Annotated in this window: 26 protein-coding genes and 1 tRNA gene; 13 read left to right on the top strand and 14 right to left on the bottom strand. The window is 71.6% G+C overall.

What is annotated here, in order from left to right:
- Nucleotide 1 precedes the first annotated feature (1 nt).
- On the bottom strand, nt 2–454 hold the full coding sequence (locus KUG38_RS13480; RefSeq protein WP_216922521.1) for a hypothetical protein: 453 nt from the start codon (nt 452–454) through the stop codon (nt 2–4).
- A gap of 226 nt (nt 455–680) precedes the next feature.
- On the opposite strand from KUG38_RS13480, the gene KUG38_RS13475 reads away from it, so the two are divergent.
- Complete coding sequence (locus KUG38_RS13475) at nt 681–905, top strand: Nif11-like leader peptide family natural product precursor (RefSeq protein ID WP_216922519.1); 225 nt, start codon at nt 681–683, stop codon at nt 903–905.
- On the opposite strand, the gene KUG38_RS13470 is transcribed toward KUG38_RS13475, so the two are convergent.
- Nucleotides 808–3,687 carry a bifunctional acetate--CoA ligase family protein/GNAT family N-acetyltransferase gene (locus tag KUG38_RS13470; protein ID WP_216922517.1) on the bottom strand — a complete coding sequence of 960 codons (2,880 nt, stop codon included), beginning with the start codon at nt 3,685–3,687 and terminating at the stop codon, nt 808–810. The two genes, KUG38_RS13475 and KUG38_RS13470, sit on opposite strands and share 98 nt — an antisense overlap.
- Nucleotides 3,684–4,130, bottom strand: coding sequence for a universal stress protein (locus KUG38_RS13465; RefSeq protein WP_216922515.1), 447 nt, complete (start codon nt 4,128–4,130; stop codon nt 3,684–3,686). Before KUG38_RS13465 ends, KUG38_RS13470 begins: the two co-directional genes overlap by 4 nt.
- 104 nt (nt 4,131–4,234) lie before the next feature.
- Between KUG38_RS13465 and KUG38_RS13460 the strand changes: the two genes are divergently transcribed.
- Nucleotides 4,235–5,542 carry an aromatic ring-hydroxylating dioxygenase subunit alpha gene (locus KUG38_RS13460; protein WP_216922512.1) on the top strand — a complete coding sequence of 436 codons (1,308 nt, stop codon included), beginning with the start codon at nt 4,235–4,237 and terminating at the stop codon, nt 5,540–5,542.
- A 19-nt stretch (nt 5,543–5,561) separates the two neighbouring features.
- Here the strand turns inward: KUG38_RS13460 and KUG38_RS13455 are convergent, their stop codons facing one another.
- Nucleotides 5,562–6,212, bottom strand: coding sequence for a ParB-like protein (locus KUG38_RS13455; protein ID WP_216922511.1), 651 nt, complete (start codon nt 6,210–6,212; stop codon nt 5,562–5,564).
- Between the two features lie 97 nt (nt 6,213–6,309).
- Here KUG38_RS13455 and KUG38_RS13450 point away from each other — a divergent pair, with 97 nt between their 5' ends.
- Both KUG38_RS13450 and KUG38_RS13445 read left to right on the top strand, forming a co-directional pair.
- The gene (locus KUG38_RS13450; RefSeq protein WP_216922509.1) at nt 6,310–7,431 is read left to right on the top strand and encodes a sirohydrochlorin chelatase; all 1,122 of its coding nucleotides are present in this window, start codon (nt 6,310–6,312) and stop codon (nt 7,429–7,431) included.
- Nucleotides 7,432–7,820: 389 nt separating this feature from the next.
- On the top strand, nt 7,821–8,054 hold the full coding sequence (locus KUG38_RS13445; protein ID WP_094586952.1) for a DUF2811 domain-containing protein: 234 nt from the start codon (nt 7,821–7,823) through the stop codon (nt 8,052–8,054).
- 220 nt (nt 8,055–8,274) lie between these two features.
- Here KUG38_RS13445 and KUG38_RS13440 read toward each other — a convergent pair whose 3' ends face one another.
- From KUG38_RS13440 to KUG38_RS13415, 6 genes are all read right to left on the bottom strand, one after another.
- Nucleotides 8,275–9,945, bottom strand: a complete 1,671-nt coding sequence (locus KUG38_RS13440) for a GMC oxidoreductase (protein WP_216922507.1) — start codon at nt 9,943–9,945, stop codon at nt 8,275–8,277.
- Nucleotides 9,946–10,092: 147 nt separating this feature from the next.
- A tRNA-Met gene (locus KUG38_RS13435) sits at nt 10,093–10,169 on the bottom strand.
- 64 nt (nt 10,170–10,233) lie between these two features.
- Nucleotides 10,234–11,217: an asparaginase gene (locus KUG38_RS13430; protein WP_216922505.1), complete on the bottom strand. Its 984-nt coding sequence runs from the start codon at nt 11,215–11,217 to the stop codon at nt 10,234–10,236.
- Nucleotides 11,218–11,248: 31 nt separating this feature from the next.
- Entirely contained in the window at nt 11,249–11,767 is a 519-nt protein-coding gene (locus tag KUG38_RS13425; RefSeq protein WP_216922503.1) for a CGLD27 family protein, read from the bottom strand.
- Nucleotides 11,768–11,778: 11 nt separating this feature from the next.
- Nucleotides 11,779–12,165, bottom strand: a complete 387-nt coding sequence (gene rsfS, locus KUG38_RS13420; RefSeq protein WP_216922501.1) for a ribosome silencing factor — start codon at nt 12,163–12,165, stop codon at nt 11,779–11,781.
- Nucleotides 12,158–12,793: a DUF3318 domain-containing protein gene (locus tag KUG38_RS13415; RefSeq protein ID WP_094586940.1), complete on the bottom strand. Its 636-nt coding sequence runs from the start codon at nt 12,791–12,793 to the stop codon at nt 12,158–12,160. The genes rsfS and KUG38_RS13415 overlap by 8 nt, the downstream gene beginning before the upstream one ends.
- A 121-nt stretch (nt 12,794–12,914) precedes the next feature.
- Between KUG38_RS13415 and carB the strand changes: the two genes are divergently transcribed.
- The gene (carB, locus tag KUG38_RS13410; RefSeq protein WP_216922498.1) at nt 12,915–16,238 is read left to right on the top strand and encodes a carbamoyl-phosphate synthase large subunit; all 3,324 of its coding nucleotides are present in this window, start codon (nt 12,915–12,917) and stop codon (nt 16,236–16,238) included.
- 22 nt (nt 16,239–16,260) lie between these two features.
- The gene (locus tag KUG38_RS13405; protein WP_216922489.1) at nt 16,261–16,938 is read left to right on the top strand and encodes a DUF3386 domain-containing protein; all 678 of its coding nucleotides are present in this window, start codon (nt 16,261–16,263) and stop codon (nt 16,936–16,938) included.
- A gap of 12 nt (nt 16,939–16,950) precedes the next feature.
- On the opposite strand, the gene KUG38_RS13400 is transcribed toward KUG38_RS13405, so the two are convergent.
- Nucleotides 16,951–17,181, bottom strand: a complete 231-nt coding sequence (locus tag KUG38_RS13400) for a DUF6447 family protein (RefSeq protein WP_094586934.1) — start codon at nt 17,179–17,181, stop codon at nt 16,951–16,953.
- A 71-nt stretch (nt 17,182–17,252) separates the two neighbouring features.
- Nucleotides 17,253–18,992: an ABC transporter ATP-binding protein gene (locus tag KUG38_RS13395; RefSeq protein WP_216922488.1), complete on the bottom strand. Its 1,740-nt coding sequence runs from the start codon at nt 18,990–18,992 to the stop codon at nt 17,253–17,255.
- A gap of 40 nt (nt 18,993–19,032) precedes the next feature.
- Here KUG38_RS13395 and KUG38_RS13390 point away from each other — a divergent pair, with 40 nt between their 5' ends.
- The 3 genes from KUG38_RS13390 to folP are packed head-to-tail and all read left to right on the top strand — an operon-like array spanning nt 19,033 to nt 20,912.
- Nucleotides 19,033–19,251, top strand: a complete 219-nt coding sequence (locus KUG38_RS13390) for an RNA-binding S4 domain-containing protein (protein WP_190609660.1) — start codon at nt 19,033–19,035, stop codon at nt 19,249–19,251.
- 10 nt (nt 19,252–19,261) lie between these two features.
- A complete protein-coding gene (gene tpiA, locus KUG38_RS13385; RefSeq protein ID WP_216922486.1) occupies nt 19,262–20,023 on the top strand; it encodes a triose-phosphate isomerase in 762 nt (253 codons plus the stop codon).
- Nucleotides 20,024–20,048: 25 nt separating this feature from the next.
- The gene (gene folP / locus KUG38_RS13380) at nt 20,049–20,912 is read left to right on the top strand and encodes a dihydropteroate synthase (RefSeq protein WP_216922484.1); all 864 of its coding nucleotides are present in this window, start codon (nt 20,049–20,051) and stop codon (nt 20,910–20,912) included.
- Between the two features lie 25 nt (nt 20,913–20,937).
- On the opposite strand, the gene KUG38_RS13375 is transcribed toward folP, so the two are convergent.
- Nucleotides 20,938–21,219 (bottom strand): hypothetical protein, encoded by a 282-nt coding sequence (locus tag KUG38_RS13375; protein WP_015108452.1) that lies wholly within the window; start codon nt 21,217–21,219, stop codon nt 20,938–20,940.
- Nucleotides 21,220–21,357: 138 nt separating this feature from the next.
- Between KUG38_RS13375 and KUG38_RS13370 the strand changes: the two genes are divergently transcribed.
- The gene (locus KUG38_RS13370) at nt 21,358–21,561 is read left to right on the top strand and encodes a hypothetical protein (protein WP_216922482.1); all 204 of its coding nucleotides are present in this window, start codon (nt 21,358–21,360) and stop codon (nt 21,559–21,561) included.
- Between the two features lie 19 nt (nt 21,562–21,580).
- On the opposite strand, the gene KUG38_RS13365 is transcribed toward KUG38_RS13370, so the two are convergent.
- On the bottom strand, nt 21,581–22,072 hold the full coding sequence (locus KUG38_RS13365; protein WP_216922480.1) for a LexA family protein: 492 nt from the start codon (nt 22,070–22,072) through the stop codon (nt 21,581–21,583).
- Nucleotides 22,073–22,167: 95 nt separating this feature from the next.
- On the opposite strand from KUG38_RS13365, the gene KUG38_RS13360 reads away from it, so the two are divergent.
- From KUG38_RS13360 to KUG38_RS13350, 3 genes are all read left to right on the top strand, one after another.
- Nucleotides 22,168–22,680: a cupin domain-containing protein gene (locus tag KUG38_RS13360; RefSeq protein WP_216922478.1), complete on the top strand. Its 513-nt coding sequence runs from the start codon at nt 22,168–22,170 to the stop codon at nt 22,678–22,680.
- A 71-nt stretch (nt 22,681–22,751) separates the two neighbouring features.
- The gene (locus KUG38_RS13355; protein WP_216922473.1) at nt 22,752–23,066 is read left to right on the top strand and encodes a hypothetical protein; all 315 of its coding nucleotides are present in this window, start codon (nt 22,752–22,754) and stop codon (nt 23,064–23,066) included.
- 61 nt (nt 23,067–23,127) lie between these two features.
- Nucleotides 23,128–23,454, top strand: a 327-nt coding sequence (locus tag KUG38_RS13350) for a DUF4912 domain-containing protein (protein WP_216922471.1), incomplete at its 3' end; no start/stop codon positions are given.

Genomic DNA, 23,454 nt, shown 5'->3' with positions numbered 1-23,454 from the left:
CTCACCAGGGCAGGGGAGCCCGCTGGGCGCCGATGCTGCAGCCCATCTGCTGACCCAGCAGGGCACCGAGCGGCACGGCCCAGGTGCGGCCGTCCTGGCGGGAGGCGGCGTAGCCAAGGCCGCCGCCGATGATGCCGCCCACCAGCCGGCCCACGTTGCAGCGCTGGGCCGTCTGGGCCTGGACGTAGTCGGGGGCCACCGGCAGGTTGGCCCGGTAGCGGTCGACGTCGTAGTCGGCCCGGTAGCCGCCGCCGTAGCCGTCGCCGTAGGACGAGGGGCTGGGCAGGGTCTGCACGGGGTAGGGAACACGGCGGCTGTCGACCTGGCGGGGGGCGCCGGACGGGCCCCAGGGACCGGCCAAGGCCTCCAGGGGGGCGGCGACCAGGGCCAGGACGCCGGTGGTGCCCAGCAGGCCCACGAGGCGGCGGGACCCCTTACGAAGGATGGTGTTCATGGTGTTCGCGTTGTGAGGAGCGACCCCTGAGGTGGGGCTGACATCAATCAAGCGAAGCCATGTGACCGATCCATGAACGGCTCCCGGCCGATGTCCGACAGGATGCGACTCCAGCAAACGGCGCGCCCTGCCCATCGCCTCCGTTGCCCTGTGCATCGCTTGCTGTCCGAACCCTGGTCGGATCGCGCCGCCGTTGCCAGCTTGAACGGGAGGGTGGGAGAACCCGATGAGCTGGAGCGAACTCGAGCGCCTTGTCGATGAGGCCGAGACGGATGAGGTGATCCGCCGCGGGCTGCGCCATTGCCGCTCTTCCCCGGAGCTGATCCTGGCCGCCCGCCGGCTGGGTTACCACGTCACGCGGGTGGATCTGCAGCGGGCCTGGCAGCTGCACTGGCTGGCGAGGGAATCCCGTCCCGTTCCGGCAGGCCAGCGGCCGGCTCCAGGAGGCTGATCTCGGCGTGCACGCATTCGGCCGTGGGCCGGAGCCGGAAGCCCAGCTTCCGGCAGACGTGCTGCATGCCCCGGTTCTCGTGCAGGATCTCGGCGCAGATCCGCTCCAGTCCCTCCTGGCGCCCGATCTCCAGCAGCAGGCCCAGCAGGGCGGTGCCCAGCCCCTGCCGCTGCCAGGGATCGGCGATCAGCATGGCGAACTCGGCCGCGTTCTCGTCGTGGATCCGGCTGAGCCGCCCCACCCCCAGCACTTCGGGGGGGGCGCCGTTCTCCCCGGCCCGCTCCGCCACCAGGGCCATCTCCCGGTCGTAATCGGTGAAGCAGATCCGGGTGAGCCGCTCGTGGGCGATGCGGTGGCCCAGGGTCATCAGATGGAAGTAGCGGAAGTAGACGCTCTGCTCCGAGAGGGTGCGGTGGAACGCCACCACCAGGGGTTCGTCCTCCGGCCGGATCGGCCGCAGGGTCACCGCTGAGCCGTCGGGCAGCCGCCAGTCGCGCAGGTACTCGCTGGGGTAGGGGCGGATCGCCGGCCTTGGGCTGAAGCAGGTGGCTCCGGAGGACGCCTGCAGCAGCACCCGGGCGTCGAGGGCCACCAGGGCGCCCTCCCCATCCCCCGGCGCCACCCGCAGCGGATTGATGTCCAGCTCGAGGATGGCCGGGTGCTCCAGCACCAGCCGGCTGAGGCGCACCAGCAGCCGTTCGAGCGCTGCCAGATCCACCGGCGGCCGGCCCCGCACCCCCTGCAGCGCCGCGTAGATCCGGGTGCGCTCCATCAGCCGCCGGGCCAGGGTGGTGTTCAGCGGCGGCAGGGCCACGGCGCTGTCCTGGAACACCTCCACCAGCAGGCCGCCGGTGCCGAACAGGATCACCGGCCCGAACTGGGGGTCGATGCTGCTGCCGACAATCAGTTCGTAGCTCCCGGTGAGTTCCAGCATCGGCTGGACCGTCACCCCGCCGAAGGCGCTCGCCCCGTGCTGGGCGACGATCGCGCGCTCCATCGTCCGGTAGGCCTGGGCCACCGCCTCGCCGTTGCGCAGGTTCAGCTGCACCCCGCCGACGTCTGTTTTGTGGGTGAGCTCGGCGGAGAGCAGCTTGACCACCACCGGGTAACCCATGGCGTCGGCGGCGGCCGTGGCCGCCTCGGCGCTGAGGGCCATGTGGGTGGGGACCGTGGGAATGCCGTAGGCGGCCAGCACCTGCTTGGCTTCCCACTCATTGAGCAGGGTGCGCCCCTCCGCCCGGACAGCGGCCAGCAGCTCCTCCACCCGCCCACGGTCGGCGTGGGGCTCGTCGGCACCGGCCGCCACCGCTGCCTCCGTTTCCGGCACCAGGGCCGGCGTCTCGTAGAGGGCGCGCAGGTTGTCGCTATAGCGCCACATGGCATCGAACAGCTGCACGGCCGCGTCCGGGTAGCGGTAGGTGGCGATGCCGGCGGCATTGAGCAGGCGCTCCCCCGCTTCCACGTCCCGACCCCCCATCCAGCTGGCCAGCAGGGGCTTGCTGGTGCTCGCCGCCAGGGCCACCAGCCGTTCGGCCGTGCCGGTCGGGTCGGTCATGGCCTGGGGGGTCAGCACCACCAGCAGCCCGTCGCTGTCCGGGTTCTCCAGGGCCAGGCGGATGGCCCGCTCGTAGCGCTCCGGATCGGCGTCCCCGAGGATGTCGATCGGGTTGGCCCGGCTCCAGTGCTGCGGCAGCACGGCATCGAGGGCGCTCAGGGTCGCCTCCGGGAGCCTGGCCAGGGCGCCGCCGTGGCGCACCAGGGCGTCGGTGGCGAGCACCCCAGGGCCGCCGGCGTTGGTGAGGATCGTCAGCCGCGGACCCAGGGGACGGCGTCTCTGCTTGGAGAGCACCTCGGCCAGGTCGAAGAGGTCGGCGATGCTGTCCACCCGCAGCACGCCGCAGCGCCGGAAGGCGGCATCGAGCACGGCGTCGCTTCCGGTCAGGGCGCCGGTGTGGGAGGCCGCCGCCTGGGCCGCCTCCACCGTGCGCCCCGCCTTGATCACCACGATCGGCTTGGTGAGGGCCACCTCCCGCGCCGCCGAGAGGAACGAACGGGGATCCCCGATCGATTCCATGTAGATGACGATGCTGTGGGTCTCCGGGTCGTCGCCCAGGTAGGTGATCAGATCGCCCCAGTCGACATCGAGCATCGAGCCCATCGAGACGAAGGCGCTGAAGCCCACGTTCTCCTGCAGGCTCCAGTCGAGGACGGCGGTGCAGATCGCCCCCGACTGGCTCAGGAAGCCCACGTGGCCGGGTCGGGCGAAGGTGCCGGCGAAGGTGGCGTTGAGGCCGGTGCGGGGATTCATCAGCCCCAGGCAGTTGGGCCCGACCAACCGCATGCCACTGCGGCGCAGGCCATCGCGGATGCGCGCCTCCAGGGCGATGCCGGCGGCGCCGATCTCCCGGAAGCCCGCCGAGAGCACGATCACCCCCTTCACCCCCGCCGCCGCGCAGGCCTCGATCAGCCCGGGCACCGTGGCGGCCGGGGTGGCGATCACCGCCAGATCCACCGGCTCGGGCAGCTCCGCCACCGTGGCGTAGGCCCGGATCCCCAGCACGCTGGCGCGCTTCGGATTGACGGGGTAGACGGTGCCGCCGAAGGGATGGCTGATCAGGTTCCACAGCACCCCCCGGCCGACGCTGCCCGGCCGGTCGGAGGCCCCGATCACCGCCACGCTGCGGGGGGAGAAGAGCGCCGCCAGCGGCTGGTGCTGGGAGCGCAGGATGTCGTAGGCCCGGTCGGAGGCGCCGACGCCTCCACCGGAGGCGAGGGCATTCATCGGTAGACCAGGACCGGACAGGGGGACTGGACCAGCACACGCTGGGTCTCGCTGCCGATCAGCATCCCCACCAGGCCGCGACGGCCGTGGGAGGCCATCAGGATCAGATCGCACCCCAGTCGGCTGGCGGCTTCGACGATGGCCTGGTGGGGCAGGTCGCTCATCACCCTCTCGCCATCGGCGCTGACGCCGGCCTGGTGGGCCACCGCCAGGGACTCCTCGAGGATGCGCTCCACGTCCTTGCGGCTGGCGCTCATCAGGGCCTCCATGGTGGTGGCATCGAGCATCTCGCCGAGCCCCACCACCTGCACCGGCACGCTGGCCTGGGCATGGAAGAAGGTGATGCGGGCCCCGAGGGCCGCGGCAAGGGCCACGGCATGGCGCACGGCCTCCATCGAGAGGTCGGAGCCGTCGCTGGGCACCAGAAGGTGGCTGTAGGGCATGGGAGCTGCGGGTCTCCCCTCTGTCTAGTCATGGCCCCTGATCAGTGCCGCTGAGGCAGCGACCAGGCCCGCACCCGCCCGCGCCCCCCACCAGAATCAGCACCATGACGAGTTCCGCCTGGCGCCAGCACTGGTATCCGGTCGCCTACCTGCGGGATCTCGATCCCGCCAGGCCCACCGCCTTCACCCTCCTCGAGGAGGACCTGGTCCTGTGGTGGGACCGCACCGGCCAGATCTGGCGGGCCTTCGCCGATGTCTGCCCGCACCGTCTGGTGCCCCTCAGCCAGGGGCGCCTCACGGCCGGCGGCGAGCTGGAGTGCCCCTACCACGGCTGGACGTTCGCCGGAGACGGCCACTGCACCGCCATCCCCCAGGCCGAGCCGGGGGCGAGTCCCAGCGCCGTGCGATCCGGCTGCCGCGCCTACGCCACCGCCGAGGCCCAGGATCTGCTGTTCGTGTTCGCCGGGGAGGCCGCCGACGCCGCGGCGGTGCCCCTGCCGCTGGTGCCGGTGCTGGAGGAGCCGGGCTGGTTCGTGCAGGACACCTTCCGGGACCTGCCGATGGATGCGCTCACCCTGCTGGAGAACGTGCTGGATGTGAGCCACGTTCCCTTCACCCACCACCGCACGGTGGGCAAGCGGGAGAACGCCGCCCCGGTGGTGGCGACGATCACCAGCTCCGGTCCGGAGGGGTTCACGGCCCTGTGGGAAGAGGGCCCCCGCCGGGGGAAGCTCGGCAGCCAGCACACCACCTACGCCGCCCCCGGCCTGATGTGGCACGACCTCACGGCGCCTGGCTTCGCCCGCATCCTCACGGTGGTCTACGCGACGCCGATCCGCCGCGGTGAGTGCCGCCTGTTCGCCCGCTTCCCCTTCCAGTTCAAGTCCCGGCTGCCTCCCAAGTTGCTGGGCCTGCGGCCCCGGTGGCTCCAGCACATCGCCAACCACACCGTGCTGGAGGACGACCAGGTGTTCCTGCACTGGCAGGAACGGGTGCTGGAGCAGCGGGGCCGCAGCGGCGGGGCCGAGCGGGCGTTCTTCCTGGCCACCGGCGCCGATGTCTATGTGAAGGCCCTGCACGACTGGGTCAACGCCCACGACGGCGACCCCTTCCCCGGCCAGGCCCTGCCAGCCCGCCTCGATCAGGCGGCGCTGATGGACCGCTGGGAGAGCCATGGTCGCCACTGCGCCGCCTGCCGTGGCGCCCTGGTGGGACTGCGTCGCTGGCGGCCGCTGGTGCAGGCCATCCCCTGGCTGGCCCTGCTGGCGATCGCCTGGTGGCAGACCCCCACGGTGCTGGTCGTGGCCCTGCTGCTGGCGGCGGCCGCGGTGCTGCTGGGGCGGCGCTTCGATCGCTGGGAGCGGCTGCTGCTGGCCGGGGATGGCGAACCGCCCCGCAACCGTCCCGACTGAGCGGGCCGGCCCTGCCGGTTCAGCCTTTCCAGCCGGCCAGGTGGGAGGCGGCCCTGGAGCGCACCAGGGAACGGGCGGCGGCGAGGCCCGGCGCCAGATTGGCGGAGCTGAAGGGGGGTAGGGGGCGGCTGCGCAGCCAGGCACCCCAGCGGAATTCGTGGAAGGGGATCAGGGGAGCCGGCTCGATCATGCCCTCCTTCTTCAGCCTCCAGACCAGGGAGCGGTAGGGATCGTCCTGCAGGTCTTCCAGACCCTGGGGCAGGGCCGTGGGGGCCAGGGGGCCATGGCCACGGCCGTCGTAGAGGTACAGCCAGCCCCGGGCCTGCAGTTCGGCGAGCACCGCCTCGGGCGGGTCGGCGGGCCGATCCAGCACCAGGTAGCCGTAGGCCATGGCGCCGGGATCCAGCTCGATCAGCCCCCGCAGGCGATGGTGGCGATCGACCATCCAGAGCGCGTCGCCGGCGCCGCGCACGAGGGGAACGGGTTTGCCGCGCAGGTAGCGCAGGCGCTGCTCGGCTGTCTCCTGGGAGAAGTCCTGCTGGCGGCTGCGCACCTCGGCCAGACCCACGCACATCTGGGTGGGCCGCAGGTCGGCAATGGCGACGCTGAGCAGGTCCGCCTTCGGACCCGGTGGGGGCAGGGGCCGGTACGGGGGCAGGTGCAGGCTCATGGGTGCCGGTGGCTGACCCCCATCCTGACCGCTCCGCGCCGGACCCCACCGCCGTGGTTCAGCCCCGGGAATAGGGTCGACCCAGCCACGGATGTTCATGACCACCGCCCCTGACCGAGCCATCGCTCCGGAGGGACCCCACGGCCCGATCGGGGTGCTGGTCTGTGGCCACGGCAGCCGCAACCGTCTGGCGGTGGCTGAATTCGCCTCCCTGGCCCACCAGCTCCAGCACCACCTCGCCCCGGTGCCCGTCGACCACGGCTACCTGGAGTTCGCCCGGCCGATCCTGCGCGACGGCCTGGATGCCCTGCGCCAGCGCGGGGTGCAGCACGTGCTGGCCGTGCCGGCGATGCTGTTCGCCGCCGGTCACGCCAAGAACGACATCCCCTCGGTGCTCAACACCTACGCCGCCGAGACCGGGCTGCGCATCGACTACGGCCGGGAGCTGGGGGTGGATCTCAAGATGATCCAGGCCGCGGCCGCCCGCATCCGCTCCGCCCTCGACAGTGCCGACGCCGACGCCCTCGCGGCCGGCCGCAGCCCAGTGCCGCTGCACGACACCCTCCTGGCGGTGGTGGGGCGTGGCTCCTCCGACCCGGATGCCAACTCCAACGTGGCCAAGGTGACCCGGATGCTGGTGGAGGGCTTCGGCTTCGGCTGGGGGGAGACCCTCTATTCCGGGGTCACCTTTCCCCTGGTGGAGCCGGGCCTGCGCCAGGCCGTCAAGCTCGGCTACCGGCGCATCGTCGTCTTCCCGTACTTCCTGTTTTCCGGGGTGCTGGTGAGCCGGATCCGCCAGCACAGCGAGCGGGTGGCCGCCGACCATCCCGAGCTGGAGATGGTTCAGGCCGGCTACCTCGGCGACCACCCCCTGGTGCTGGACACCTTCCGGGAGCGGGTCGCCGAGGTGCTCGGCGGCGATGTGGCCATGAACTGCTCGCTCTGCAAGTACCGGGCCCAGGTGCTCGGGTTCGAGCGGGAGGTGGGGGCGCCCCAGCACAGCCACCACCACCATGTCGAGGGGCTGGTGGAGAGCTGCACCCTCTGCGAGCGGGAATGCACCGGGGCCTGTCAACCCGACGGCGTGCCCGTGCCGCTGGGGGGCCCAGGGGCTGGCCATGGCCACGGCGAGGAGGCCCACCATCACCACCACCACCCCGTCTACCCCCATGCCGACCACCCGCTGGGACCCCTCACCCTGCGGCGGCCGAGTGACTGAACTGGCGGGTGTGGGCGTGCCGGCCTCGCCGGTCTCATCTCTGATTGCGTCCAGAGAGACTGAGTTCCGATCAATTGTTCCGATGGTTCGGGACTTTCCCCCACCTCGGCGTCGTTTTCCCCCGATTTGCGGCGCTTTTCCACAGTTCATGCCCTTCCGGCCGCCCCGGGACGTCAGGACTGGGGAAAGTCATGGATGGCTTGGAACAGCCTTGACAGGGTCCGCTGGTGGCGGTCCGCTGCTCACGTGTTCTGCAACACCCTGACCACAACCCAGCCGGGGCCGCGAGTCTCATCCCCGGTGGCCGACGGGCCGTGGCGGGGACGGGATTTTGACGCCGGCCATCCCCTGTGGCGTACTTGGAACGAACTCAGCCGAATCCCACCAGCATGGCCATGGATCCTGAGCAGCCGGGGTGCGGCGGCGAAGAGGCGAGTGTGAGCCTGGAAGCCGAGGTGCCCGAGGTGCTCTACGCAGGCATGCGGGAGTTCATCGACGCCCATCCGCACTGGGACCAGTACAGCGTCATCACCTCCGCCCTGGCCGGTTTCCTCTTCCAGAACGGCTGCCAGGAGCCCGTGGTCTCCCAGCACTACCTCGACGGGCTGTTCCAGAAGCCCTGAGGCCTGGGCGGCCCAGCCAGCTGGAGAGGGCGGGGCTGCGGGGTCGGTGGGGCAGAGGGGCCAAAAAAAAGCGGAGGTGCCAACCCCCGCTGATGGTTTTCTCCCTTGCCCGACCCTTTGGAGGTCGCCCCGTCATTGTGCGCATGGGTGGCCAGCAAGATTGTGGTGATCGACACCAGCTGCGCCTTGCTGTGACGGCTCCCTGACCGGACGGCACCGTTCAGTGGCGTCTCATGGCGGCGGCGGCGGCGGCACAGGCCCGCCAGGTGATCGCCATCTCGGTGAGGGTGGGGCTCTGCCAGCCGGCGCTGGGCCAGCAGGCCCCATCGGTGACCAGCACGTTGGCGGCCCCCCAGCAACGGTTCCAGGGGTCGACGACCCCCTCCTCGGGGCGCTCGGCCATGCGGGCCCCGCCCAGTTCATGGATGTAATAGCCCGGTGGCGGCGGCTCCGGACGCACCGCCAGGCTGTTGCGGATCAGGGGTTCGAGCACCGGCAGCACGAACAGCTCCTCGATCGGCCGGATGCGGCCGCCCGCTGCGGCCACCACGTGCTCCATGCGCGCCTGCATGTGGGCCACCATCGCGGCCTCGTTGGTCCCCCAGCGGCAGTCGATGTGGGGGATGGGCAGGTCCCAGGCGTCGGTGCGGGAGCCATCCAGGCTCACCCGGTTCCCGGCCCGGGGCAGCACCTCCCCATGGCCGATCAGGAAGCCCACCGCCTCCCCGGGCCGGCGCCGCAGCAGGGCGGGGGGATCGAAGCGCTGCAGGGCCGCCCAGATGCCGTAGCCGCGCAGAAAGGCTTCCGAACTCCCCTCGCCCAGGTTCACGGTGTTGGGGATGAAGCAACTGCCGGCCCCGGAGAGCTCGGCCGGTTCGGGGGGGGCTTCGATCGCGGGGATCGAGAAGAAGCGGCTGGTGGAGATGTGGTCCATCAGGTAGCGGCCCAGGCTGCCCGAGGGGTCGCTGAGGCCGCCGCTGCGCACGGCGTCGCTCGAGTGCAGCAGCAGCCGCACCGTTTCGATCGTGGAGGCGCAGAGCACCACCAGGGGGGCGGCGAGGCGCTCCCGCCGGCCGCTGGCCGCGTCCACCAGCACCACCGCTTCGGCCCGCCGCCCGGTCGCGTCCATCTCCAGATGGCTCACCACCGCGCCGCTGCGCAGCTGCACCCGGCCGGTGGCCAGGGCCCTGGCGAGGCTGCGGCCCTGGGCGCTGGAGGGGGGCCAGGGCGCCTCCGGGGTCGGCTTGTGCAGGCGGAAGCCGCGGGAGTGGATCAGGGGCAGCCCCAGCTCACGGCCGATTGCCGCCTGCAGGTGCTTCTCCCCCGGCGTGAACGGCAGGGGCGGCAGGTACTGCCCGTCCGGGAGCTGGGACAGGCCGTCCCGCTGGCCATGCACCCCCAGCAGGGTCTCGAGCCGGTCGTAGAAGGGCGCCAGCTCGCTGCTGCCGATCGGCCAGGCGGGGCCATGGCCGTCGCGCCGGGCCGCCTGGAACTCCGCCTCCGACAGGCGCAGGGTGATCCCCCCCCAGGTGAGGCTCTTGCCGCCCACCTGGCGCCCCCGGGTCCACAGGAAGGGCGCGTCCGGCGGCGTGCTGTAGGGGTTCTGCCGTTCGTCGACGAACAGCTCGGGGTTGTGCTTCCAGAAGCCCGGGTGGTGCCGCTGCAGCTGCTGGCGGCCGCTGCTCAGGTGGGCGAGGCGCCGCAGACTGTTGAGCGGTTCGCTGCCCAGGGCCCGCCGGGCGGAGAGGTCAGGCCCGGCTTCAAGCACCAGCACCCGCAGCCCCGCCTCCGCCAGCACCATGGCGGCCACCGACCCGTTGGCCCCCGCCCCCACCACCACGGCATCCCACGGCAGGTCGCTGCCGGCGTTGGGGGATGGGACAGCGGACATCGGCAGGTGAACCGGTCCCGGCATCATGCAGGAGCGGCGGTGGAGCCGGGAGCCTGGCTGAGGGGTCAGCCCATGGCCCAAAAACAACAACCCCCCAGCGGATGGCTGGGGGGTTGATGGGTGACAACCCTGGGGGGGTTGTGGATTTGGTGGCGGGGAGGAGATTTGAACTCCTGACCTTCGGGTTATGAGCCCGACGAGCTACCAGACTGCTCTACCCCGCGGTGCACAAGTGGCCGGCGGATGTCCGCGTCGCACCTGAAAAGTGTATCAGGCGATGCCCCTGCCTCAGGGGCGCGCGCCGTCGAAGCGCAGCTCGCCGATCACCTCCAGGCGCAGGTGGTCGGCCGGTGTCAGGTAGCGCTGGCGCAGCTCCACCAGGGTGGTGGGGGTGAGCCACTCGAGCTGCTCGAGCAGGTGCAGGGCCACGGCCTGCTTGGCCCGCCGGGCCCCGTCGTCGACCTTGATGGCCACCCCCATGCCCTCGCCCACCCGGCTGAGGCACTGGATGCCTTCGGCGCCTCCCTTGCTCAGCACCTGGCCGTGGGCCAGGCGCATCAGCTCGGTGTCGAACTGCCCGTCCCCGGCGATCAGATCGGGGTGGGCCAGCATGGCCCGGCTGAGCCGCTCCAGGTCGGCCTGCTCCCCGCCGCCGAGGTGGGCGAACAGCAAAGCCATCTGGGCCAGCTGCAGCTGCAGGGTGGGGGCGCCGCAGTCGTCCCGGGCGCTGATCAGTTCCGCCCCCGGCAGCCCCAGCAGCTCCCCGACCCGCTTGAGCACCGCCTGCTGCAGGGGATGGTCGGCCTGGAGGTAGCTCTCGAGCGGCCAGTGCATCTGCCGGCAAGCGGCCAGGAAGGCCGCATGCTTGCCCGAGCAGTTGTGCTCCAGCGGACTGCTGGCACCGGCGGGGGTGGGGCACTGGAGGTCCTCGGTGTCGAGTTCCGCACCCCAGAGCAGCTTGAACGCCTCCCGGGCATGCAGGGCGGTGCCGGCATGGGAGGCGCAGGCGATCGCCAGGCCCCGTTCCCCGGCCCCCATCCGATCGGCGGCCCCGCTGCCCACGAACACGGTGGCCTGGAAAGGCTTGAGGGCCGAGCGCACGAAGCTCAGCTGCTGGGGGTCGCCGGCGCGCATCAGCACACGGCCCCGCTGGTCGCAGACCACCGCATGCACCCGGTGCCGGGACTCGACGATGCCGTTGCGCAGCAGGCGGACCTCCAGGGGGGGAATGCCGGGGCGGCCCGGGCCGGCGAAGCTGGAGGACAGGGTCATGGGGGTGGGGGAAGGTCCGTGGAGGCCGACCTCAGAGAGCCTGGCAGAGCCCCGACCCGAGCAGCATCAGGGTGATGGCGACGGTGACCGCCTGGCGCAGGCGGGTCAGCACCGGCTGCACCTGGTGGCGGGCCACCAGCAGATCCTGCTGGCGCCAGGTGATGGGTTTCTCCCACACCTGTCCGTCGTACCAGCCCGATTCCTCGTACTCCACCCGCTCCGAGACCAGCCGCTTCTGCACGTAGGTCCAGCCGAGCCACTGCCGCAGCAGCAGCACCATCGGCAGCAGCACGGCGGCGGTGGCCGCGGCGATCACCAGGCGGACGGGGTCGTGGCGCAACGGAATGCTGCCGCCGGCCACCAGCAGCGCCGGTGGGAAGGAGAGCAGCCAGGCGAGCCCCAGGGCCCGCCACAGTCCCGCCGGGCCGTTGGCGGGCCAGTGGAAGAACCAGGAGCGGCTGAGCTGGTCGTACTCCTGCAGGGGACGCTGGGCCGGTGGCACCGGGCAGGGGGTGTCCTGGCTGGGCAGGCTCGGAACGCCGGCGGCCATCGCTGCGTCCCTCAGCCGCCGACCGGGCCGGGGCCACCCACCTCGACCGGGGCGCCGACGTAGCGCTCCTGCTCGCCATGGCCCCAGAAGGACTCGAGGTCGTAGTAGCTGCGTTCCTGGGGGGTGAGCACGTGCACGATCAGCTCGCCGTAATCCAGCAGCACCCAGCGGCCTTCGCTCTGGCCCTCCCGCCGCAGGGGCAGGCGCGTGGCGTCGGTTTCGAGCCGGTCTTCGACGGAGCGGGCGATGGCCCGCACCTGCACGTCGCTGAGGCCGCTGCAGATCACGAACCAGTCCGCCAGGGAGGACACCTCATCGACCCGGATCAGACGGATGTCAACCGCCTTGCGGTCGTCACAGGCCTCGGCGGCGAGCAGGGCCAGGTCGCGGCTATCCATAGACGTTCTCACTGGTGACCGACTGGCGGGAGCCCTGTTGCTGGGCCATCTCGGCCCGGGCCTTGCCGGCGCTCTTGCGCAGGGCCTCGAGGCGGTCTTCGTAGAAGGTGCGGCGGCGCTTCTTGCGGGTCTGCTCCACCAGCTCCTTGAGGGCGCCCCCCAGGCTCTTGTAGGCGTTGGGCAGGCTGTAGCCGAAGCGGCAGGCCAGGTCGATGGCCCGCTCGTCGGCCAGGATCGCGTCCTGGAGACGCTTCTCGGAGTTGTTCTTGAGGTAGAGGCGGTAGCCGGCGAAGCCCGACAGCCCCAGGGCCATCACCAGCAGCAGGCCGTCCTGCACCCACAGCTCGCCGATGGCGCCCCCCAGGCCGATGGCCAGGGCGGCCATCTCCCAGCCGTCCCGCGGGATGGCGTCGTTCTGGACCCGGCCCACCTCGTGCCAGAAGAGCAGGTTGCGGTGGTCGAGGGCGAGGGCGTCCCATTTCTCGAGATCCACCTGGATCTCCACCTCGTCGCGGCCGATCTCCTCGATGGTGATCAGGGGAGGATCGACGGAGGCCGCCGCTTCCACGAACACCCAGCTCTGCATCTCAGGGGGCAGCAACCCCTTCAGGCGCTGGAGTTCGCTCATCGGCGGCGTCTTCGGCGAAGGTATCCCGTCAGATTAGCGATTGCCTGCGGTCCCAGCGGTGCGGGGGGCCGGTCGGGACGGCGACCGTGAGAGGCTGGGCGGGTTTGACCGACCACGCCCTATGCCCCGCCGCACGGATCTGAGGCGCATCCTGCTGCTGGGGTCGGGACCGATCGTGATCGGCCAGGCCTGCGAGTTCGACTATTCCGGCACCCAGGCGTGCAAGGCCCTGCGGGCCGAGGGCTACGAGGTGGTGCTGGTGAACTCCAACCCGGCCTCGATCATGACCGATCCGGACCTGGCGGATCGCACCTACATCGAGCCCCTGACCCCCGAGGTGGTGGCCCGGGTGATCGAGCTGGAGCGCCCGGATGCCCTGCTGCCCACCATGGGCGGCCAGACCGCCCTCAATCTGGCCGTCGCCCTGGCGGAGAACGGCACCCTGGCCGCCTACGGCGTCGAGCTGATCGGTGCCGACCTGGCGGCGATCCGCAAGGCGGAGGACCGGCTGCTGTTCAAGGAGGCGATGGCCCGGATCGGGGTGGCCGTCTGTCCGTCAGGAATCGCCAACGACCTCGAGGAAGCGATCCGCGTCGGCGATGCCATCGCCACCTACCCGCGCATCATCCGGCCGGCCTTCACCCTGGGGGGATCGGGCGGCGGCATCGCCTACAACCCCGAGGAATTCCAGGCCTTCTGCAAGAGCGGTCTGGAGGCCAGCCCCGTCTCCCAGATCCTGATCGAGAAATCCCTGCTCGGCTGGAAGGAATTCGAGCTCGAGGTGATGCGCGACACCGCCGACAACGTGGTGATCGTCTGCTCGATCGAGAACCTCGATCCGATGGGGGTCCACACCGGTGATTCGATCACCGTCGCCCCCGCCCAGACCCTCACCGACCGGGAGTACCAGCGGCTGCGCGACCAGTCGATCGCCATCATCCGCGAGATCGGTGTGGACACCGGCGGCAGCAACATCCAGTTCGCCATCAACCCCGCCAACGGGGATGTGGTGGTGATCGAGATGAACCCCCGGGTCAGCCGCAGCTCGGCCCTGGCCAGCAAGGCCACCGGCTTCCCTATCGCCAAGATCGCCGCCCGGCTGGCGGTGGGCTACACCCTCGACGAGATCGTCAACGACATCACCGGGGCCACGCCGGCCTGTTTCGAACCGACGATCGACTACGTCGTCACCAAGATCCCCCGCTTCGCCTTCGAGAAGTTCCGCGGCTCGCCGGCGGTGCTCACCACCTCGATGAAATCGGTGGGTGAGGCCATGGCCATCGGCCGCAGCTTCGAGGAATCCTTCCAGAAGGCCCTGCGCTCCCTGGAGACGGGCCATGGGGGCTGGGGCTGCGACCGCCCCGACCACCCCCAGGATCCTGCCGAACTGGAGCGCCGCCTGCGGACCCCGTCCCCGGATCGGATCCACGACGTGCGCGCCGCCATGGTGGCCGGCCGCAGCGACGACGAGATCCACCGGCTCAGCGCCATCGACCCCTGGTTCCTGGCCAAGCTGCGCCGGATCCTGACCATCGAAACCACCCTGCTGCGGGGCCGCTCCCTCGACGCCATCGGCGCCGAGGATTTGCTTGAGCTCAAGCAGACCGGCTTCTCCGACCGCCAGATCGCCTGGGCCACCGGCAGCGACGAGCTCTCGGTGCGCCGCCGGCGCCAGGCCCTGGGGGTGCGGGCCGTGTTCAAGACGGTCGACACCTGTGCCGCCGAATTCGCCTCCTCCACGCCGTACCACTACGCCACCTACGAGCGGCCCCTGGAGCGGCTCGGGACCGACGGCTCCCTCACGGTTCTGGCGCCCGAGGACGAGGTGACCCCCGAGACCCGCCGCAAGGTGATGATCCTGGGGGGCGGGCCCAACCGCATCGGCCAGGGGATCGAGTTCGACTACTGCTGCTGCCACGCCTCCTTCGCCCTGCGGCAGGCCGGGTTCGCCACCGTGATGGTGAACAGCAACCCGGAGACGGTCTCCACCGACTACGACACCAGCGATCGCCTCTACTTCGAGCCCCTCACCATGGAGGATGTGCTCAATGTCATCGAGGCGGAGAAACCCGAGGGGGTGATCGTCCAGTTCGGCGGCCAGACGCCCCTGAAGCTGGCGATCCCCCTGCTGCGCTGGCTGGAGAGCGAGGAGGGCCGGGCCACCGGCACCCGGCTCTGGGGCACCTCGCCCGAATCGATCGACCGGGCCGAGGACCGGGAGCAGTTCGAGGCGATCCTGCGCCAGCTGGACATCCGCCAGCCTCGCAACGGCCTGGCCCGCACCGACGGGGAAGCCCGGGCGGTGGCGGCGGCCGTCGGTTACCCGGTCGTCGTGCGCCCCAGCTACGTGCTCGGCGGTCGGGCCATGGAGGTGGTCTTCGACGAGGAGGAACTCAACCGCTACATGGTGGAGGCGGTGCAGGTGGAGCCCGACCATCCGGTGCTGATCGACCAGTACCTGGAGAACGCCATCGAGGTGGACGTGGACGCCCTCTGCGACCGGGAAGGGACGGTGGTGATCGGCGGCCTGATGGAGCACATCGAGCCGGCCGGGATCCACTCCGGCGACTCCGCCTGCGCCCTGCCCTCGGTGTCCCTGGGGCCCCAGGCCCTGGCCACGATCCGCCGCTGGAGCACGGAGCTGGCCCTGGCGCTGGAGGTGCGCGGCCTGATCAACCTCCAGTTCGCCGTGCAGAACGACGGTGCCGGCAACGAGACCGTGTTCATCATCGAGGCCAACCCGCGGGCCTCCCGCACCGTGCCCTTCGTGGCCAAGGCCACCGGTGTGCCCCTGGCCAAGATCGCCAGCCAGCTGATGGCCGGTTGCACCCTCACGGAGCTGGGCCTGCTGGCCGAGCCGCGGCCGCCGCGGCAGACCGTGAAGGAGGCGGTGCTGCCCTTCAAGCGCTTCCCCGGCGCCGACACCCTGCTGGGCCCGGAGATGCGCTCCACCGGTGAGGTGATGGGCATCGCCGCCAGCTTCGGCCTGGCCTACGCCAAGGCCGAACTCGCCGCCGGTGAACCCCTGCCCACCAGCGGCAGCGTGTTCCTCTCCACCCACGACCGCGACAAGCCCGCCCTGGTGCCGGTGGCCCGCGCCCTGCTGGCGGCGGGATTCACCCTCACCGCCACCAACGGCACCGCCGCGATGCTCAGCCAGGCCGGTCTGGAGGTGACGCCGGTGCTCAAGGTGCACGAGGGCCGGCCCAACATCGAGGATGCGATCCGCTCCGGCCTGGTGCAGCTGGTGGTCAACACACCGGTGGGCCGCCAGGCCGCCCACGATGACCGCTACCTGCGCCTGGCCGCCCTCGACTACGCCGTGCCCACCGTCACCACCATGGCCGCGGCCCGGGCCGCCGTGGAGGCCATCGCCGCCCTGCAGCAGCAGCAGCAGGTGGAGGTGGCGGCCCTGCAGGACATCCACCCGCCCTGGGTAGGGTGAACGCCCGATCGCCCGTGACCCCGTGACCAGCACCCTGGCCGCCCATCCCGTCGCCCCCGGCTCCGACCTGCGCGAGGCCTTCCGCGCCGCCTACGAGAACCGTTACACCTGGGAGCCGGGCTTCGGCGGCTACGGCGGTCGCTGCGTCTGGGAGCAGGACGGCCGGCGCCTCGAGGGCACCTTCCAGGTCGGCGCCGACCTCAAGGCGACGGTGGAGGGCCTCGCCGACGAGGAGGTGCACAAGGCGGTCGCCTCCCAGCTGTGGGAGGTGGCGATCCACCGGGTGCGGCGCCCCTTCGAGCAGACCCACGGCGCCAACACCTTCACCGCCGGTGAGACCGATGCGGTGGGGACCGAGGTGATCATGGGCGGCAAGGCCGAGGGCGACCGCTACCGCATCAAGGACAACGTGGTGACGATGGTGCACCGCCACATCCACGGCACCGTGGTGACGATCTTCACTGAGAGCGTCACCGATACCGGCAGCGGCTACCTCAGCCACAGCTACACCAGCCGCTACAGCGACCCCGCCACCGGCGAGGCCCGCGGCGGCACCAGCCGCTTCACCGACACCTTCGTGCCCCTGGCGGGCGAGGGCCCCTGGGTGCTGAGCGAGCGGGTGGTGGAGACGGAGGCCCATGGCGAGACTCCCGCCGGCCGCCAGGTGTTCCGGTTCGAGGATCTGGCCCCCCTGGGCTGATCCCCGGCGGCCTCAGGCCGGCTCCTCCAGGGTCGGGATGCCCTGCAGCCGCTCGTTCAGCTGCATGGCCATGGCCTGGCGGCCCACCGCCAGCACCTTGAGGGTGTCCTCGTGCATGCGCAGCTGGGCATCGGCCACCTGCATCCCCCGCACCATCTCCTTCACCTCGTCGGGCAGGCCGTTGAGGTCGTAACGCTTGCCTTCAAAGGTCAGCACGGGGGGCTGCTGGCTGGGGGTCTGCAAGGCTCTGGACTCGGTGCGGAGTCAGCGTAGGTGGCAGGACCGCCCGTTCTGGCCAGGGGCGAAGCCTGCCCTCAGGCCTCCAGGCGGATGAACTGGCGTTCGCACAGCTCGCGGTAGCGGCCGCCGCTGGCCATCAGTTCGTCGTGGCTGCCCTGCTGGACGATCCGGCCGCCGTCGAGCACCACGATCAGATCGGCCTCCTGCACGGTGGCGAGGCGGTGGGCGATCACCAGCACGGTGCGGCCGGCCATGGCCTGCTGCAGGCCCTGCTGCACGGCCTCCTCGGCCTCCGCGTCCAGGGCGCTGGTGGCCTCATCGAGCAGCATCACCGCCGGGTTGCCCAGCACGGCCCGGGCGATCGCCAGCCGCTGCAGCTGGCCGCCGGAGAAGTTGCTGCCCCGCTCCTCGATGCGACTGTCGTAGCCGCCGGGCAGGTTTTCGATGAAGTCGGCCGCGTTAGCCAGGCGGGCGGCTTCGCGGATCTGCTCGGCGCTGGCGGGTCGCCCGAAGGCGATCGCCTCGGCCACGCTGCCGGAGAAGACGCTGCTCTGCTGGGGCACCAGGGCCACGGCCCGGCGCAGGTCCCGGGCCCGCAGGTCGGCGAGGTTCTGGCCATCGAGCAGCACCCGTCCGCTCTGGGCGGTGTTGAAGCGCAGCAGCAGGGAGAACAGGGTGCTCTTGCCGGCGCCGGAGGGTCCCACCAGGGCCACCACCTGGCCGGGGCGGATGTGGAGGTCGAGCTGGCGCAGCACCGGGCTGCCCGGCTGGTAGCTGAAGCTCACCCCGTCCAGCACCAGCTCCCCGGACACGGTTCCCAGGGGCCTGGCCCCGGGGTGGTCGGGCGGTTCCACCGGCTCGTTCTCGATCGCCCGCAGCCGCCGCAGCGAGGCCTGGCCCTGCTGGAACTCGTTGAAGTTGGTGGTGAGGTGGGAGATCGGATCGATCAGCATCAGCAGGGCCGCCACGTAGCTGCTGAAGCCCTGGCTGTCGAGGCCGCCGGCCTTGATGCGCGCCGCCCCGATCAGCAGCACCGAGAGAATCCCGGCCGCTTCGATGAAGCCCACCACCGGATGCTGCAGCGCCAGCAGCTCCAGGGTGCGATAGCGAGCGCGGCGGTGCAGGTCGATCTCGGTGTCGAACCGCTCCTGCAGCCAGGGTTCGGCGGCGAAGGCCCGCACCAGGGGCAGGCCGCCGATCGCCTCGCCCAGCAGGGCCGCCAGGTCGCTCACCTGCTTCTGGCTGCGCTCGGCGGCGGTCATCACCCGGGCCCCGAAGGCGCTCACCATCAGCGCCACCAGCGGCGCCAGCAGCAGGGTGGCCAGGGCCAGGGGCCAGTCGAGCCAGATCATGTAGCCCAGCACCACCACCAGCTGCAGGGCGCTGGGGGTGGTGTCCTGGATCGTCTTGTAGATCACCTCACCGACCCGGTCGGCGTCCTCGGTGAGCCGGTAGGTGAGATCGCCGGCGGAGAGTTTCTCCAGGGCGCCGAAGTCGAGCCGCTGCAGGCGGGCGAACAGCTGGCGGCGAAGCTCCTGGCTGACCCGCAGGGCCGGGCCCGCCAGCAGGGTGTCCTGGCCGAACTGGGCGATCTTCTGCACCAGGAACACCGCCAGGGCCGCCGCCACGCTGCGCAGCACCTTGCTGAAGTCGCCGGCGCCGATGGCGGGGATCAGCTGGCCGGCGAGCCAGGCCAGAAGGGGCCAGCAGCCCACGAACACCAGCATGCACAACCCCCCGAGCAGCAGGGGTCGCCGGTGGGGCTTCAGCAGCGGCCAGAGCCTGCGGAAGCCGGCCGGCGAGGGTGCAAGCATCGACGAACCCTATCAGCGCTCTCCAGGCGCCCCCCTAACGGTGAAGCTGGATCAGTTCCTCAAATGGCAGGGCCTCGTCGGCACCGGCGGCGAGGCGAAGCAGCGCATCCAGCGGGGGGACGTGACCGTGAACGGCGCCATCGAGACCCGACGCGGCCGTCAGCTGGCCCCTGGCGACGCCGTGGCCATCGACGGACGGGAGGTGCTGATGCTCTCCCCACGGCGGGACCGTGGGAGGGACGGCGGCCTCACGCCTTAACCTGCCTCGAATGTCGCTGCCGGGAGACCACGTGCGCAAGGCCGTCATCGCAGGCAACTGGAAGATGCACATGACCTGCGCCGAGGCGCGGGCGTTTGCGGTCACCTTCCGGCCCCTGATCGCCGATCTGCCCGAGGACAGGGAGGTGGTGCTGGCCCCGCCGTTCACGGCCATCCCCACCCTCTGCCGTCACCTGGCCGGCGCCGGTGTGGCCATCGCCGGTCAGAACGTCCACTGGGAAGAGAGCGGCGCGTACACCGGCATGATCTCGGCGCCGATGCTGCTCGAGCATGGCGTCACCCACGCGATCGTGGGCCACAGCGAGCCCCGCAAGTACTTCAGCGAAACCGACGAGCAGATCAACCTGCGGGCCCGCACGGCCCAGAAGTCGGGGCTGATCCCGATCCTCTGCGTCGGCGAGAGCGACGACCAGCGCGAGGCCCGCGAGACCGAGCGGGTGATCCATCGCCAGGTGGAACAGGGGCTGGAGGGCATCGACCCCCTGCGCCTGATCGTCGCCTACGAGCCCATCTGGGCGATCGGCACCGGCAAGACCTGCGCCGCCGAGGAGGCCAACCGCATCTGCGGCCTGATCCGCGGCTGGGTGGGCCATCCCGAGGTGGTCGTGCAGTACGGCGGTTCGGTCAACCCCGCCACCATCGACATGCTGATGGCCCAGAGCGACATCGACGGCGTGCTGGTGGGGGGCGCCTCCCTCGATCCGGTCAGCTTCGCCCGCATCGCCAACTACCAGGTGCCGGTGGCGGCCTGAGGCCCCGGCCTCCGCTCCGCTCCCCGTGAGACCCACCGGCCCCGTCGCCGCCCCGCCCGGGTTCCGCTGGGGGGACCGCACCCTGGTGATGGGGGTCCTCAACCTCACCCCCGATTCCTTCAGCGACGGTGGCCGTTACGAGGCCCCTGAGGCGGCCCTGCGCCAGGCCCGTTTGCTGCACCGCCAGGGGGCCGACCTGCTCGATCTGGGGGGGCAGAGCACCCGCCCCGGGGCCACCGAGATCGAGGCCGAGGCCGAGATTGCCCGGGTGCTGCCCGTCCTGCGGCGGATCCTGGCCTCCCTGCCTCCCCCGGCGGCCGGCGGCCCCCTGCTGTCGATCGACACCTTCCGCGCCCCGGTGGCGGCAGCGGCCCTGGCCGCCGGGGCCCACTGGATCAACGACGTCAGCGCCGGCCGGCGCGATCCCGACCTGCTGGCGGTGGTGGCGGCCGCGGACTGCCCCTGCGTGCTGATGCACAGCCGCGGCGACAGCCGCACCATGGATGGCCTGGCCCGCTACGGCGACGTGGTCGCCGAGGTGCGCCAGGAGCTGCTGCAGGCCACCGATCGGGCCCTGGCGGCGGGGGTGCGTGCGGAGCGGATTCTCTGGGATCCGGGGCTGGGCTTCGCCAAGACCACCGCCCACAACCTCGCCCTGCTGCGGGGTCTGGCCCTGCTCCGGGCCGAGGGTTTTCCCCTGCTGGTGGGGCCGTCCCGCAAGCGCTTCATCGGTGAGGTGCTGGCCGAGCCCCGCCCCCGGGCCCGTCTCTGGGGCACCGCGGCGGTCTGCGGCCAGGCCATCGCCGCCGGGGCCGACGTGCTGCGCGTCCATGACGTCGGGCCGATCGTGCAGACGGCCCGCATGGCCGACGCCCTCTGGCGTGGCTGACCCGTCCGGCCGATCCGGCGCTCCGTCAGGCCGGCGGTTCCTCCTGGCGTCCCGTCAGCAGGGTCTGCACCATCAGCCGCAGGGTCGCCCGGTTGCCGCCGGCGGCCCGCCAGCTTTCCAGCCACTGCAGCAGGGGGGAGGGGGTGCCCCCGTCGTCGCCCTGCTGGCCGATGCCCAGCCGTTCCAGGAAGGCGCTGGCATCATCCAGGCAGGAGCCCCCTTCGCCGAAGCCGTCCAGGAGCGGATCGAGGGCCGCCAGCAGGGTCTCCAGTTCGGCGGTGCTCAGCTCCGGCAGGGGCTCGATCATCGAAGCAGGCTGGGGCGGCGTGGCCGCTCATCGCCCCCAGCATGACGCCTGGACGGCGTTTCCCGGCCGGCCCCCGGCGGCCGCTCGCCGCCGGCGCCCCTAGGCTGCCCCCAGCACAGCGCCGCAGCTGCTCCCACCGTGCTGAAACTCTGCCTGCAGGTGCTTGTCTGCGTCACCATCGCCCTGCGCTGCATGGTGATCTTCGGCCACCTGCGCAAGCTCTGGATGGCGGACGGACTGGCCGGCGAATTCCGCCGTGAGCTGCGCCGGCGCGGCCTGCTGATGACCCCTCCCGCCCGTCCCAGCGATTCGCGCGCCCTGCCCCACCGCGCCGACCCCTGAGGCCGCTGGCTGACGCCGATCAGTGACGCCTGGAGGGGGCGCCCGCCAGGTGATGCACGGCGTGGATCACGACGCCCCACAGCTCGGCGCCCCCCGCGTCGCTCCCCTCCGCGCCGCCCCCTTCGTCGCCGGTGAGCAGCAGGGGCGGACTGGTGCCGTCGCTGGCCACCAGCCACAGCGCACCGCCGCGCCGGGCCAGACGGCGCAGCAGGAAGGCGCCGGCATGCACCGCCACCACCACCATGCCGGGCCGGGGATCGACGCTGCGGTCGATCACCAGCAGGTCGCCGTCGACGATGCCGTCGCCCCGCATGGCATCGCCGCTGACGCGCATGAAGAAGGTGGAGAGCGGGCGGGGGATCAGCTCCAGATTGAGGTCGATGCGGGCCTCCACGTAGTCGTCGGCGGGGCTGGGGAAACCGGCGCTGACGGCCTCCGTGGCCAGCAGGCAGAAGAGCGCCGCCGCCCCCTCCCGCAGGGGCAGCGGTGACTGGGGAGGCAGGGGAAGCATCGGACCGGGAGAGACAAGAAGCAGTACAGATGTTCTACTCCGGTTGGCCGCCGTCGCGGGATCATCGGCAGCGACCCTCTCCCGTCCGCCAGGCCATGCGTTCCAGTCCGGAGGCGCTGATCGCCCGCTTCGACCTGCAGCCCCACCCGGAGGGGGGCTGGTACCGGGAGCTGCACCGCTCACCCGGTCAGGTGTGCCGGGCCGAGGACGGGCAGCAGCGTGCCGGACTCACGGTGATCGCCTTCCTGCTGACGGAGGGCCAGCTCAGCCGCTGGCATCAGGTGGCGGGGGCGGATGAGGTCTGGCACCACGCCGGCGGCGACCCCCTCGACCTCTGGCGGCTGCCGCCCGGGGGCGGCACGGCCGAGCGGCTGCTGCTGGGCCCGCTCACCGCCCCGGAAACCTTCCCCGAAACCGCCGCAGCGGCCGGGGATCCGGGGCCGCTGCAGATCGTGCCGGCGCTTTGGTGGCAGGCGGCCCGCAGCCGGGGGCGATGGAGCCTGATGCACTGCTGCGTGGGACCGGGCTTCGCGTTCGAGGATTTCCGGCTGATGGCCGATCTGCCACCGGCCGAGCGGCCCGCCGGCGCCGACCCGACGCTGCTCTAGGTCATTCCGTCACCATGGGGAGCTGATGGATCGGGTGACGAATGGGCTGTCCGAGGTGCGGCAGTTGGGCTGTGCGAGCCGACCGCAGCCTGGCGGGTCGCATGGTCTGTGCCCGTTGCGGAGAGCCGCTGGGCATCGGCAGGGCGCGCCGGGTCGCGGACGGCACACGGCGCCGGGGGCAGGGGGGCCGCAGCGCCCTGGTCCTGCCGCGTCGCTGGCGCCTCTGGCTGCTGCTGGGGGGGCTGCTGGCGGTCTCGGCCGTGCTGGCGTCGCGGCCGGAGCGCCCGACCCGGCCCCCGGAGCGACCGGGGTCCGAACTCATGCGGGGGGTGGTGCAGCTGCCGCCGGTGGATCCGGCCCGTTCCGGCGATGTCGCGATCCGCTGACAGGGGCGATCCCGCCCTGATCCCATCGGCGATCATGGGATGTAACGATTCTTGAAATAGCATGGCCAGGACCAACCCGCTCGCGAACCTGGCCAGCCTCAGCATGCGCCAGCTGCGCGAGCTCGCCAGGACCCTGGGGATTCATCGCTACAGCGCCCAGGACAGGGATTCCCTGGCCGAGGCCATCGCCGATCGTTCGGTCGACAGCCCCGAGGCAGCGGCCCCCGCAGCCGCGCCCCGGCCGGTGGCCGCCATCGAAGCCGAGATGGCCCCGGCGCCGCGGCCGGCCGCCGAGACCCGTGTCGTCTTCCTGCCCCGCGATCCCCAGTGGGCCTACGTCTTCTGGGACATCTCCGAGGACGACCGCACAGGCGCCCTCCATGCCGGC

Origin of the sequence: Synechococcus sp. CCAP 1479/9 (assembly GCF_019038535.1) — a bacterium.
Classification (GTDB): Bacteria; Cyanobacteriota; Cyanobacteriia; order PCC-6307; family Cyanobiaceae; genus Cyanobium.
Note: the sequence above shows the minus strand (reverse complement) of the source record. Positions and strands in the feature narration are given on the sequence as shown.